Below are 13,330 nucleotides of genomic sequence, written 5' to 3'. Positions count from 1 at the left end.
TTCACCATCCCCTTCACTAATTAGTTTTTTGCTTCTTCTACCAAGTCGTTCATATCCTTATCGTAACCATTGATTTCTTGCACTGCTACTAATAAGTCTGTGAATTCTCCTGGAGTTAGCATTTTCTTTATTAAAGAATCATCTCCTAAAATACCATAGGATTTTTGCAATTCAACATTTTTCAAATCTGGATATACTACACATGCAGCCACTAACTTGCCTAAATATTTATCTTGATCTATTTCCAAAGTAGTTTGTCCTTTTTTTACCTTTACTCTTTTCTGGCATGATTTTCTTAATTCAGAATCTTCCTCATTTGTAATTGCTCTAAGTTCAAAAGGAACCGGCTTTCCATTCTCTTTAAATCTATTAGAAATAACTCTTTTGATGTTATCTACTGTTTCTGCATTTTGAGCCATAAAAGCTTGAAAATTACTCATATTATCTCCCCCTAACCTAATACAGGTTTATTAAATTCATTTAAAATATCTACATCGTCAAAAGTGAAGCTAATTTCTTCATCTAGTGCATCTGAATCAACATCAAATTTTGCCATTATAACACTATCTAAATTAACATTCTTTAAAACTGTTGTTTGTTTTCCAGTAGAAGAAGTTGGATCTTCATTAATTACTTGAATATCAAAATAAATATCTTTTCCATTTTTGATATAATCCAACATCATTTTTCTAAAAACTGATGTTACATAGTATATTGTCATACTACCAGAACCACTCCAACCAGCAGCTTTGTGCTGCGTACCTCTTTTTCCTAAAGTTTTGATTTCAGCTTTATTTTTCTCTGCAGTTGCCTCAATATTTTTAGCATAAAACATTTCTTCTACTGTATCGCCAATAGTTGCGTAAGCTCTAGCTTCTCCACCGCTTATTGTGTCATTTGATCTTAAAAATCCCATTTATAAAGCACCCCCTAATTTAATGTAACGGACATGTATAGTTTTTCCATACAATCTACCGGCTGAACCTTAACATCAACTGTAATAACATCTATTTCATTACCTTCTAAGACAGATACATCAGTAGCTGAATCAAAATTATGAATAGCATTGATTCCCTGTAACTCTTCAAAATATTTGATAATTTCAGCTTTAAATAAATTTCTTCCGTCAGCAGTATTATCGATTTTACCAATATAATAGTCGCTGAATAATCTATGAATATCATTACTAATAGCATCTAAAGTACGGATTACTCGATTTTTTCTAAATTCCCTTCCTTTATCTTCCGTAAAACTAACAAAAGTATTTATATCTTGCTCAACCAATATCTTGCCTCTATTTTCTACAAATACCCATTCTCCCTTGTTTAAAGCTTCAACAATTTGAGAGCTTGTATATCTTATATCTACATCCAAAGCTTCTTCATAATTATGGTAAGTATTTGATTCATTCACATATGCTCCTGCTGTTGCTCCTGCAACCCATGCAGTAGCTTTTACATTGTTTACTTTTGTATCATCAGCTAATTTAACTCCATTTTTTACACTGATAATCCCCTCAGTGTCAGCAATTGAATAATCTGCTAGTACAGCTTGTACTTTTTTACCTTGTTCTTCTCTAAGCCTTTTTATAAAAGCAACAGTAGCTCCTTTTATTGTACTGTCTTCAACAGGTAAAGCCATTGTATTCCAGTTAAACACTTCTATTGAAGTTAGATAATCTGTATAATCCCCACTAACAGTAACTCCATCCGCTCCACTTTCTAAAATAATGCCCGCATTAGCAACTAAAGTTCCTGTACCTGAATATTCTATATAAGGATTACTCTTTAGGCTCTCTATAGTGGTTCCTGTTTGCTCATAAACTTTTTTTCCTGCTAAATAAGTTGATACAACAAAAGCATCTTGCACATCAATATCATCTTCAATAACTATTATAATATCATTCCCTCTAACACCCTCGTACTTTGCAGTTACTGTGATATTTCCAGATGTTTTAGTTGCTTTTGTACCACCATTAACTCTGTAAGCTAATATTTTTGAAGCTTCTTTTAAAGCTTCTTTTATTAATAACAATTCATTATCTAGTAATTCATAACCTAGCACTTCTAAAAAGTCAGTATTATGATCAATCTCAATCACCTGCTTTTTTGCACCCCAGCTTAATACCAAGGGCATAGTTACTACTCCTCTATTGCTTACTTCTTTTTTTGAATCTCCTTCGGACTTAAAATTGATATATACGCCTGGTCTAACCTTGTTTTCTGTAACCCATGTTCCTCCAGCCATTACTTAACACCCCTCTTCTTTTCATTTTCCACCATAGTTTTTGCCTCATCTATGGTATACTTTTTATCCTCTAAAATTACAGATAATAAACACTTTTCAGTATTAGTGAACTGAGAACTCTTAAGAATCTGATCTTTTGAGTATTTACCTGAAATAACATTTGATTTATTTTCCATTATTACCAACCTCCAAAATACTATTTTCTAAATTTAAAAATTTTTAGCACTTCTCTTTTAAGCACTCACAAATCTTTTTTATTCATACTGTATCTCCTCTCTTTCCTTACCCATAACAATAGTCAATGAGAAATAATTTGAAATAGAAAGGACACTCACCAAATGATGAATGTCCTTAACTCCTATTTCTTATGATATAATGATAACACCCTGTCTTGATAAGTTTCTATACATAATTACGTGAAAATTACGTTAGATAATCGCTTAATAATTGCCCCTCTTCTTAATCTACAAGTTGCATCAGACAGCCTCAGCATTTCAGCTATTTGAAACCAACTATATTTTTTACCACTAATATATCTTAATTTAATAATTTCATAATCTCTTTCGTCTAATATATTTAGTGCATTATCTATCTTCTCTATTTGAATTTCTTTAAATCTTTTAATATTTCTTAACTTAATCAATTGTTCATCTTTGTTAACAACTTCATTTTCAACAGATGAGTTGAATTTGTTTGTTGGTGTCGATTTTTCTTCATAGGTCATAGCAACAATTCCTTTATATCCATTTTCCAAGCTTTCAATTTCTAAATCCAAGTTTTTGATTTCAGCTTTTGTTTCATTATAGTTATATAATACCGCTTCTACTTTTTTATACATGTTCATTAATTCCACCTCATTCAATAAATTTATATATTTTTTTTATTTAGTATTTTTTCTTTTTCTAAAATGTAATGATTAAGCTGTTGCGAAAGCTTTTTAACTTTAGCATGCTTAAGTCCATACTTTTCTATTGCTCTATGCTTTTTATTTTTTTTCCAATCAATGATTAGATCTAAAATCATTTTTCTCATACCCCTTCCTAAAAATTTAAACTAATATTAATTAAACTCCTATATCCCCATTGTTAACTCTTTATCATATGTGCTAGAATATGATTGTGATAAAATAAAAATACTTAAAATTTTATACAATCACATTTATTTAACTTTTCATCAACAAAATTGTAGCACGTTTTGTGCTTATGTTAAACCTTTGTATTCTGCTATTATTTTTCATTTCATAGCACTTTAAGTGCTGTAGACAATCCTTCTCTATTTCTCTTAATATTTATGTTTTATACTTCTACTACCTTTTGAAAGCACGTACGTTCCCTTGAATCACGCACGCATTGTGCTATGATATTTTATATAATGCTATACTACGACCTAAATTTATCTGTATATAAAAGGAGGTTTAATAATGAAAGGCGATATTTTAAAAGAACTTAGGCAAAGTAGCGGTCTTACACAAAACCAGCTTGCTAAAAAATTAGGTGTTTCTGATTCTACAATAAGAATGATAGAACTAGGTCAACGTAAGGGATCTAATAAAGTTGTTACTAAAATTGCAGACTATTTCAATGTGTCATTAGATTATTTAAATGGTAGAACAAATAAAACTTCTGATAATGAGAAAACAAAAATGATAGATGAATTTCTAAATGATTTAATAGATGAAGGAATTATTAAAGATATAAAAGATATTGACAACGAAACTTCCGAAATGATTTTAAACGCTGTTAAAGCTCAAATCTCTTTAAAATTAAAAAAGAAAGCAAAAATCAATAAATAAAGTAACTGTTGATGTATTACATAATTAGAAATTTTATATGCACTCTTCTATTTTAAAAGACTCCAATTTCTGAAAACTCAAAATTGAGTTTTCAGAATTACTATACATAATAATTCTTATTAATCTCCCAATATATTGTATTTAACTAATCTCTTCCGAAATATTTCCCTAATTATTACAAATGTTTCCTATGAATATATATTATCCAGCTATTCCCTCACTTCACCAACATATAGAAAAAACTTATAGAAAATATATTGTTATTAATATTTTCTATACTTGTAGAAATAACTGGTTATATATGTTAACATTGGTCTGTTATTTAGAGACCAAGTTAAACCTAGGAGGAATCACAATGAAATCAAAAAAAATATTTAGCGCTTTACTTGTAGTTATAATGACATTATCTTTTGTAGCTTGTTCAAATAAAAATGTACAAACTAATGCAGATGCTGATACAAAAGAAAAAAAAGAAGTTAACAATGAATTAGAAGACAAGGTTGTTATTTATTCAACTCACGGAGAAGCTATGTTAGAACTAGTAGCAACAGAATTTGAAAAAGAAACTGGTGTGAACGTTGAATTTATTAATTTGAAGGGTGAATTAGCAGATAGAGTTCGTGCTGAAAAAGAAAATCCTCAATCTGATATTATGTTTGGTGGTGCTTCTTCAATTTTTATGGAATTAAAAGAAGAAGATTTATTTGACCAATATGAACCATCTTGGGGTAGTGATATTGATCCATTATTTAAGGATTCAGAAAATTTTTGGTTTGGTACAATTCAAACACCGGTAATGATGTTTTACAATAGTGACGTAATAAAACCAGAAAACGCTCCTAAAGATTGGGCTAATCTTACAAATGAACAATACAAAGATCAATTAGTATTCCGAAATGCCTTATCATCTTCTGCAAGAGCTACTTTTTCAAGTCTATTACAACAATATGAAAAAGCTAATAAATTAGAAGATGGCTGGGAATTCATGAAAGGAATGGACGCTAATACTAAAAACTATTTTAGCAGTGGTTCATTAATGTTTCAATCACTTGGAAGAAAAGAAGCTGGTATCAGTTTTGCTACATTAAATTCTATTATTGATAATAAAACAAAAAACAATTTACCTCTTGAAGTTATTGATGCAGAGAGTGGTTCACCAGTTATTACAGATGGTATAGCACTTATTAAAAATGCAAAACATCCTAACGCAGCAAAAGCATTTATCGATTTTGCTGGAGGAGTTAAAATCCAAGGAATGTTTGCTAATGAATTTAATCGTATGCCTACACATCCAGAAGCAATTAAAATATCTCCAGAATGGATGGGGGACATTAAATTTAAAATAATGGATGTAGACTGGGCTAACTTATCTAAAAAACAATCTGAATGGATGCAAAAATGGGATTCAGAAATCAAAGATACAGCAAAGGATCCAAAATAAAAATAAAGTATGAGAAGTAGCTGAAAAGTTTACTTCTCCTTTTCATATACATGGAGGTAAACATGGATTTAGTAGTCGTTAAAGATATAGAAAAATCATTTGATGGGCAGTCTGTTTGTAGAAATATTAATTTATCTATAAAAGAAGGAGAATTTTTCACTTTGTTAGGACCTTCAGGATGTGGCAAAACAACATTATTGCGATTAATCGCAGGATTTATTTCTCCTGAAAAGGGTAATATTTTTTTAGGAGAAAAAGAGATTACTAGGGAATCCATTGAAAAAAGAGGCATCGGAATGGTATTTCAGAACTATGCACTATTTCCTCATATGACTGTTTATGATAATGTAGCATATGGTTTGAAAATAAAAAAACTAAAAAAAAGAAAAATTAATGAGAAAGTAAACCAATATTTATCTCTAGTTAACCTAGACGGTTATGAGAGCAGAAAGGTTTCTGAACTGTCAGGTGGTGAGCAACAACGGGTTGCCTTAGCAAGGGCTCTTGTTGTAGAACCAAAAGTCTTACTACTAGATGAACCTTTATCAAATCTTGACGCAAAACTTAAAGATAAAATGCGTTTAGAACTAAAAGAAATTCAGCATAAACTGGGTGTAACAACTATTTTTGTAACACATGATCAGGTAGAAGCGCTAACTTTATCTGATAGAATAGCTGTTTTCAATAAAGGCAACTGCATACAAGTAGGCACACCAAATGAAATTTATTTAAAACCTGTAAATACCTTTGTAGCCACATTTGTAGGAGATACAAATTTATTTGAAGCTAAAAGCTTTCCTTTTGATATTTCAAATAAAAATAATGAACCCTACATTTCTGTTCGACCTCAGGATATTAAAATAAGTAAAGCCTCAAATCAAGATGCTAATGAATGCTTTGGCGTTGTCAAAACTATCAAAACAAGTGGAGCTTTACTAGAATACAGTGTTATTGTTAATAATCTTTTAATTAAAGTGGTTACTCTAAATAGTTTAGATAAAAGTATAGAATTTGAAGTTGGTGAAAAAGTTTATTTAAGTATAGATACAAACAGAATTCAGCGACTAAAGGAGTAAAGTAGGTGAATTTATATTGATTAAAGAAATAACTGTAAAAAAAACAAAAAGTTTATCGTGGATAATGATTGCACTATTACTATGGATTTTAGTTGGCTTTATACTGTATCCTGCTCTAAAAACATTTTGGATAAGTATCACTAATGAAGATGGCATTACCCTATCTAAATACATAGAAATTCTCACAACTGATACTAGTTTAACAGCTTTAAAAAACACCATTATCTTAGGTATCTTAACAGTGATTGTCTGTGGCATAATTGGTACATCTTTAGCTTTTTTTGTGAACTTTTTTAAATTGCCTTTTAAAAAGCTTATAGACAAACTTCTGTTACTTCCTTTAGCATTACCTGGATTAATAATTGTATTTGCCTTTGTTCAACTTTATGGAGAAAGTGGTTTGGTTACTAAGACTCTGGAATCTGTTTTTCAGTTAAAAAATCCCCTTTACCATCTTCAAGGATTAAAGGGTATATTATTTATTCATGCTTACACACAATATGTGTATTTTTATATGAATGTATCAGTAGGAATTAAACATATAGATCAATCAGTGATAGAAGCAGGACGAAGTCTAGGAGCATCAAAACTAAAAATTTTTTGGAGTGTAATACTGCCCTTTATCAAACCAGCTCTTATAGGCTCTAGCATTATTACCTTTATGACAGGTATTGGTTCTTTTTCTGCACCAAGCATTATTGGCGGCAGTTTTAAAGTAATGACAACTCAGATTTTATTGTCAAAAGCAAATAATTATATGTCCATAGCAGCTGCAGAAGTTGTTTTATTGATAATAATATCTATGGTGTATTTAACCATAGTTAGACTATATGAAAATAAGAATAAGTTCGTTTCTTCTGTAAAGGGGATTACAATAAAACCCATTAAAATAGAGAATAATATTTTTAAGTGGCTCTTGATTATACTCTCTTTGCTATTAGTAGCAATTATTATTTTACCTGTAGTTACAATTATCATCCTTTCCTTTGTAAAACCTGGAACATGGATGATTGATATTTATCCTAGAGAATTTTCTTTTGATAATTATTTAAAAATATTTACAAAAACAAGAGCATTCGCTCCTTTTATAAACAGTATCAATATGTCTGCTCTTACATCATTATTTTGTGTTGTGGTTGCACTGCCTGCATCCTACATCATTGTAAAGACAAATAGAAAAATCAAATTTCTGATAGAGTTTTTAGTCATGTTACCTTGGGCTATGCCAGCAAGTGCTATTGCTATTAATAGTATAAATGCTTTTAATAAACCTTCTATTTTCACTTTTAACAAAGTTTTAGTTGGTTTATATATATTACTTCCTATTGCTTATTTTGTTAGCTTGCTACCATTGATGGTAAGGTCAACAACACTTTCTCTTCAAAATTTAAATGATACTTATATAGAAGCTTCAAGGTGCCTAGGAGCAAATTGGTTACAAACATTTCGAAGAATAATTCTACCAATTATAGCTCCAGGTATTATTGCAGGTCTTTTATTAGTCTTTGTTAGAAGCCTTGGCGAGTATTCCATATCGGTTTATTTATACACAGCATCAAATAAACCTATCTCAATTGCTATGGTTAACGGTATTTTTGAATATGAAATAGGCTTGGCAATGGCTTATGGCTCATTAATTGTCCTATTAACCTTTGTAGGAATGATTTTAATTAAGGGAGTTTCTATAAAAAATGAAAAAGGAGTATAGAAATGAAAATAGATCATATAACCAATACATTTAAAGAAAATAATGAAGATGGCTACGGAATCACTAAACATTCATTTTGGGTCATTGACGGTGCCTCTTCTTTAAATAAAAATAACTATACCGATGAGGGCAATGATGTTGTATGGATGGTTAACTGGTGGAATAAATACTTAAATGAAACTATTGAACAGCTTGATAGAACCATCATTGATATATTAGAAACAGGAGTAATTAAATTAAATGAAGACTATTCCAAATTTGTAGATATTGAAAGCTTATCAAAACTAGACAGAGCTTCAGCAGGCATTTCAATTGCCAGGATTAATAAAGAAACATTAGAATGTTTTGTATTAGGCGATGTTGAGATTAATCTCAAAACAAAATCAGGAGACATTAAGCACCTGAGTGATGGTAAAATCAAATGTTTAGATAAGGAAGTAATAAGTTTAATGTTAAATAACCCTAATAGAGAAAAAGAATTGGTTTTTAAAGGTTTTACTAAAAACGAGTTGAAGTTGTTGAGAAATAATAGAATGAAAATGAATACTAAAGATGGTTACTATATACTTGAACATGAAAAGGAATCTATAAAAAAAGGTATTTACAAAGAATTTAAGTTAAAAGACATAGATGAAGTATTGCTTATGTCTGATGGTTATGCACAATTGTATAATAACTATCGATTGTCTGAATTATTTATAGAATGTAAAACTCGAGGTGTCAAAAATTTATTAGAAGAGCTACGTTCATTGGAGAAAAATGATAAAGCTATGAGAAGTCGTAAAAGACTAAAATTACATGATGATTGTACTGCTATATATTTTGATGTTTCTGAATGTGAAATGATTTGAAAAGTTTTTATAAATTAGTACATTTAACCAAAAAGGTTATCATAGTAAATACTACGGTAACCTCTTTTATAGCTAACTATAACTATTTTAATACTCAATTGGTTTCTTGCTTTTTATATGTTCAATAGAATCTTTTATAATTTCTTTTAAAACTTCCAAATCAATATCATCAAGTTTATTAATATATAAACAAGATTTACCTATTTTATGTTTTCCCAGTTTTGATAATAAATCATCGTACTTTTTGAAACCATTCATAATGTATAAAGCTAGATTTTGCTTTCTTGGAGAAAATCCAATCATCATCCATTCATTAATACCCGTAGTATTTTCATACTCCATTGTTCCAAATCCAACAATGCTACTTCCCCACATAACAGGCTCTTCCTTAGTTATTTCTTTCATTATGTCAAGTAATACTAACGCGTCTTCTCTTCTCGTTTTGTGTTCTACTGATAACAAAAATTCCATTGAATTTTTATCATTCTTTTTTGTCTTTAATTCAGCCATAATATCACCACCTCATAATTTAAAACATACTTTTATTTATTATACCACAACAAAAAAACTGCTATCCAAATCTAATAACAGCTATTATAAATTAATATTTAGTTTTTTCTATTTATCACAAAAACTTTTTATTAGTGAATTAAATTTTTCAGGATTTTCCCAGAAAAGCATATGTCCACAGTCTTCAAAAAATTCTACTCTACTATTTGGTATTTTTTCAGCTACATAGGCACTTCCTTGCCAAGGAAACACATTGCTTTTTCTAGCAACTAAAACCATAGTAGGAATATTGATATATGGTAATAAATCTCTCCAATCGAGATTAGTATGGTCTTTCATTATTTCATCAGATAAAAACTCTAAATCTTTTTCAGATGGTTCATGATTCATGCAACCTTGAACAAGAAGTATAGGCTCACCTTTCCAATCATAAATACTTAGAAAATATAATTAAGGCCTAAAAGTTTATTAATTACTTTTAGGCCTTAATTATATTTCTTTAATAAATACATTTTCTAAAAAAATTATTCACATTCACTTTTATTCTCAGAAATTGAATCAAATGAATTATTTATTTTTTCAACTACTCCATCTAATTTAATTTCAGTTTCTTTTTTCATAAACTTAAGCTTCCATCCTGAAATCAATGAAAGTAAAAGTGCAATAATTGTAAATGGACATGCAAAAACTAACAGTAAAATAAACACCAATAATGGAAGTTTCACAGCTACTTCACTTTTTTTATAGACTAAGAACTTGTATTCCATGCTCTTATTAAACAAAGTTTTTAATTTTCCTATAAAACCTGATGAATTTTTAAAACTCTTTGTTTTATTTTTCTGTTCTAAATAAACAAGTGCTTCAACTAAGTTATCATCATTCTTTTCTAATGCTTCTTTTGCCTCCTCATAACTAACATTTGCTCTCTTTCTTATTAAATCAATTTGTTCAATATTTATTGACATTTTATTACCTCCTATTTGATAAGTTACTTTATACTTATACTATAGAACGTAATCATTAAAAAAAGTTTAACCAAAGATTAAAATTAGATTAGAAGTGTTATTCTAGATTTAACTCCGTGACTATTAATTTTATCATTTTACATTTAACACTTTTTATAAGTTAATTATCTTCTTGTTTCCCATTTATTACACCATACATTTTCGTTGTATGAACCTTTAAATTCTGATTCGCCCATTATTTTTTGGATTGTTTGTCTAATAACTGTTCTTGTATCTTTATAAGCATTAATATATGTTTTTACCATAGGCACATCTGTTAAATGAGTAGTAAAGTTTAATGATACAAATACAGTAGGTAACTCGTGTACATACCATGGAATATCAGTAGACATTGGACATTTCCATCTAATACGGTAATTATTTTCAGCTGCATATCCTACTATATCAGCAAAAACTAGTGCTGCATCCCAATTTTCAGAGTATTCAGCAGTTTTACCTTTTAGTCTTCCTGTACCATCGTTTAAAGTAACTTCAAAGCCTACTCTTTCAAGTTCTTCAATAATTATTTTCTCAGCGTCATTTGATCCATGTGTAATACCACCAATTTCACCAAATAAGGTATGAAGCTTTATTCTCTTATGAGTACTTGGTTTGATTGGTAACTGATTTAGAGTATTTTTAACAAGTGTAATACCTTTATCAGCAGCTTCTTCAGCCATAGCTAAATGTTCTTCACAACCAATAGCTTTGAGGCCTTCTTTATCTGGTATTAATGTGCCTTCTTTTTGTTTAATATGAAGTTTTAATGAAGCTTTTAACCCTAAAATTCTTCTTAAAGCATCCTGTAAACGCTCTTCTGTAATTACACCATTTTTATATCCATCTAACATGAAGTTAAAATCTTCTTCTATATCGTTGAAGAATAAGAACATGTCACAACCAGCAGCTATTGCAGCAGGTACATAATCCCTACGTTTCATAGCAGCTGCCATACCTATCATATGAGAAGCATCTGTAATAACTAAACCATTAAAACCTAATTGTTCACGTAATAATCCTGTTATTAATTCTGGTGCTAATGTTGCAGGCAAAATATCTTTGTCTTCCATTTCTGGTACTAATTTTTTTTGGTACTCTGGTAATGCAATGTGTCCAGCCATAATAGACATAACACCTTCATCAATTGCATGTTTATACACTTTGCCAAAGCTTTCATCCCACTCTTCACAACTAAATTCATTTACACCTAAAACTAAATGTTGGTCACGTTCTTCAGTGCCATCACCAGGGAAATGTTTGATACAAGATGCAATATTACTTTGTCTTAAACCTTTGATATAAGCACTTGTATATTTAATAACTGGTTCTGGTGTTGTTCCATATGCTCTAGTATTAACAATTGTATTTCTCCAGTTGAATAAAATATCTGAACATGGATCGAAGTTCCAGTTTACTCCCAATGCAGTAGCCTCACGACCACTTACATATCCTACATTATAAGCTACTTCTTCGCTACCTGTAGCTTCAACCTGTGCAGCTGATGCGATATATGTACCATCTTTCGTTGCACCGTCACCACCAGCATCGCAATTTGCTGCTATCAACATAGGTACTTTACTTAATCTTTGTAGTTCTGATAGCAATTCATATACTTGCTCAGAGTCACCACCGTGGTATCTTGCCCCACCAACGTGGTATTTATCTATTAATTCTTTAGCTTTTTCATTATCAAAGTCCATAAATAAGTTAACAAATAATTGACCTATTTTTTCTTCTATTGACATTCCTGAGATGATACTTTCCACCCATGCGATATCTTCGTCATTCAAGTAAAAAGGTTTTGCTTTTAAATTTACCATGTTTTTACCTCCTAATAAGTTTAGTTTATTTTAATGTTGAATTGAATTCGTCTATTATTTTTTCTTGATATTCTCCTCTGTAGCTCCCATCAATAAATTTGGGTAATGCTTCAGAAGCTAACCGAGTCCATGAAAAATCTTCTTTACCAACAAGTATAGGATAATATAAAGCACCATTGGTTACTGCCGCTTTTAAATCACCAGGTGCATCTCCCACCATTAATATTTTATCATCTGAATAACCATACTCTTTTAAATCACTTATACAAGCTGCCTTGCTACCCGCTTCTTGTCCAAGCATCACTTGCACATAAGGCGCAAGCTCATGTCTTGTCCATTCGTCATTTACAGCACTTCCATTGGCAGAAGAAACAATGGCAATATCTGCAACAGAACTTATGGCTGCTAATCCTTCTTTTACATTGGAAAAAGGTTTGTCATCCTTAGGTAATTCTGTAATAGCCTTATTAACAGCTTTACTCCATGCCAATGTCTTAACTAATTGCTCATCTCCTGTTTTTTCAATTGCTTTTTTCAGTGCAGGATTTGACAGTTCCGGTGAAGTCTCATTCCATTCAAGAATCGATGAAAAGTCAGGCATATCAATTCCATTAGCTGCTAAAAGTTCAAAAGTTTTTACAAGACCTTTAAAACGGTTAATTCCTCTTGTTTTTGAATACAAATTAACCTTATTCCAAGTTTCAAGAAATTTCTTTTCCACATCTTGTAATTCCCATAGTTCTATTGCTTTCGGTGCAAAGCATTTTCTGTGTTTTACTTCCATGGTGTCCATGGCACAACCATCAGAGTCAACGCACACTAAAAACCCTTTGCTTTTTCTATATTCTGCTATAGTATCTTTCATAGTTTGTCCTCCTTCG

General features: G+C 30.3%; 16 protein-coding genes. 5 read left to right on the top strand and 11 right to left on the bottom strand.

Annotation, left to right across the window (positions count from 1 at the left end):
• Positions 1–20: 20 nt before the first annotated feature.
• From ACQ3F0_RS19955 to ACQ3F0_RS19930, 6 genes are all read right to left on the bottom strand, one after another.
• On the bottom strand, positions 21–440 hold the full coding sequence (locus tag ACQ3F0_RS19955; protein ID WP_428867464.1) for a phage tail assembly chaperone: 420 nt from the start codon (positions 438–440) through the stop codon (positions 21–23).
• 11 nt (positions 441–451) lie between these two features.
• Entirely contained in the window at positions 452–916 is a 465-nt protein-coding gene (locus tag ACQ3F0_RS19950; protein WP_428867463.1) for a phage tail tube protein, read from the bottom strand.
• Between the two features lie 14 nt (positions 917–930).
• Positions 931–2,247, bottom strand: a complete 1,317-nt coding sequence (locus ACQ3F0_RS19945; protein WP_428867462.1) for a phage tail sheath family protein — start codon at positions 2,245–2,247, stop codon at positions 931–933.
• Complete coding sequence (locus ACQ3F0_RS19940) at positions 2,247–2,423, bottom strand: hypothetical protein (protein ID WP_428867460.1); 177 nt, start codon at positions 2,421–2,423, stop codon at positions 2,247–2,249. Before ACQ3F0_RS19940 ends, ACQ3F0_RS19945 begins: the two co-directional genes overlap by 1 nt.
• Positions 2,424–2,659: 236 nt before the next feature.
• Positions 2,660–3,091: a DUF722 domain-containing protein gene (locus tag ACQ3F0_RS19935; RefSeq protein ID WP_428867458.1), complete on the bottom strand. Its 432-nt coding sequence runs from the start codon at positions 3,089–3,091 to the stop codon at positions 2,660–2,662.
• A gap of 23 nt (positions 3,092–3,114) precedes the next feature.
• Positions 3,115–3,270 carry a Spo0E family sporulation regulatory protein-aspartic acid phosphatase gene (locus ACQ3F0_RS19930; RefSeq protein WP_428867456.1) on the bottom strand — a complete coding sequence of 52 codons (156 nt, stop codon included), beginning with the start codon at positions 3,268–3,270 and terminating at the stop codon, positions 3,115–3,117.
• Positions 3,271–3,667: 397 nt separating this feature from the next.
• Here ACQ3F0_RS19930 and ACQ3F0_RS19925 point away from each other — a divergent pair, with 397 nt between their 5' ends.
• From ACQ3F0_RS19925 to ACQ3F0_RS19905, 5 genes are all read left to right on the top strand, one after another.
• On the top strand, positions 3,668–4,039 hold the full coding sequence (locus ACQ3F0_RS19925; protein WP_428867455.1) for a helix-turn-helix domain-containing protein: 372 nt from the start codon (positions 3,668–3,670) through the stop codon (positions 4,037–4,039).
• Between the two features lie 355 nt (positions 4,040–4,394).
• Complete coding sequence (locus ACQ3F0_RS19920) at positions 4,395–5,480, top strand: extracellular solute-binding protein (RefSeq protein ID WP_428867454.1); 1,086 nt, start codon at positions 4,395–4,397, stop codon at positions 5,478–5,480.
• A gap of 62 nt (positions 5,481–5,542) precedes the next feature.
• Entirely contained in the window at positions 5,543–6,556 is a 1,014-nt protein-coding gene (locus ACQ3F0_RS19915) for an ABC transporter ATP-binding protein (RefSeq protein WP_428867453.1), read from the top strand.
• A 16-nt stretch (positions 6,557–6,572) separates the two neighbouring features.
• Positions 6,573–8,264: an ABC transporter permease gene (locus ACQ3F0_RS19910; RefSeq protein ID WP_428867452.1), complete on the top strand. Its 1,692-nt coding sequence runs from the start codon at positions 6,573–6,575 to the stop codon at positions 8,262–8,264.
• A 2-nt stretch (positions 8,265–8,266) separates the two neighbouring features.
• Complete coding sequence (locus ACQ3F0_RS19905; protein WP_428867450.1) at positions 8,267–9,115, top strand: protein phosphatase 2C domain-containing protein; 849 nt, start codon at positions 8,267–8,269, stop codon at positions 9,113–9,115.
• An 87-nt stretch (positions 9,116–9,202) separates the two neighbouring features.
• Here ACQ3F0_RS19905 and ACQ3F0_RS19900 read toward each other — a convergent pair whose 3' ends face one another.
• The 5 genes from ACQ3F0_RS19900 to ACQ3F0_RS19880 all read right to left on the bottom strand — a co-directional run bounded on the left by ACQ3F0_RS19900 (position 9,203) and on the right by ACQ3F0_RS19880 (position 13,314).
• Positions 9,203–9,625, bottom strand: coding sequence for a DUF1801 domain-containing protein (locus tag ACQ3F0_RS19900; protein ID WP_428867448.1), 423 nt, complete (start codon positions 9,623–9,625; stop codon positions 9,203–9,205).
• A 108-nt stretch (positions 9,626–9,733) separates the two neighbouring features.
• Positions 9,734–10,015, bottom strand: a complete 282-nt coding sequence (locus ACQ3F0_RS19895) for an alpha/beta fold hydrolase (RefSeq protein ID WP_428867446.1) — start codon at positions 10,013–10,015, stop codon at positions 9,734–9,736.
• A gap of 134 nt (positions 10,016–10,149) precedes the next feature.
• Entirely contained in the window at positions 10,150–10,590 is a 441-nt protein-coding gene (locus tag ACQ3F0_RS19890; RefSeq protein ID WP_428867444.1) for a DUF4342 domain-containing protein, read from the bottom strand.
• Between the two features lie 164 nt (positions 10,591–10,754).
• Positions 10,755–12,449 carry a glycoside hydrolase family 3 protein gene (locus ACQ3F0_RS19885; protein ID WP_428867442.1) on the bottom strand — a complete coding sequence of 565 codons (1,695 nt, stop codon included), beginning with the start codon at positions 12,447–12,449 and terminating at the stop codon, positions 10,755–10,757.
• 25 nt (positions 12,450–12,474) lie between these two features.
• Positions 12,475–13,314, bottom strand: a complete 840-nt coding sequence (locus ACQ3F0_RS19880; RefSeq protein ID WP_428867441.1) for an HAD family hydrolase — start codon at positions 13,312–13,314, stop codon at positions 12,475–12,477.
• Positions 13,315–13,330: the final 16 nt, after the last annotated feature.

The organism is Clostridium sediminicola (genome assembly GCF_050402865.1).
Lineage (GTDB): Bacteria > Bacillota > Clostridia > Clostridiales > Clostridiaceae > Clostridium_AF > Clostridium_AF sediminicola.
Note: the sequence above shows the minus strand (reverse complement) of the source record. Positions and strands in the feature narration are given on the sequence as shown.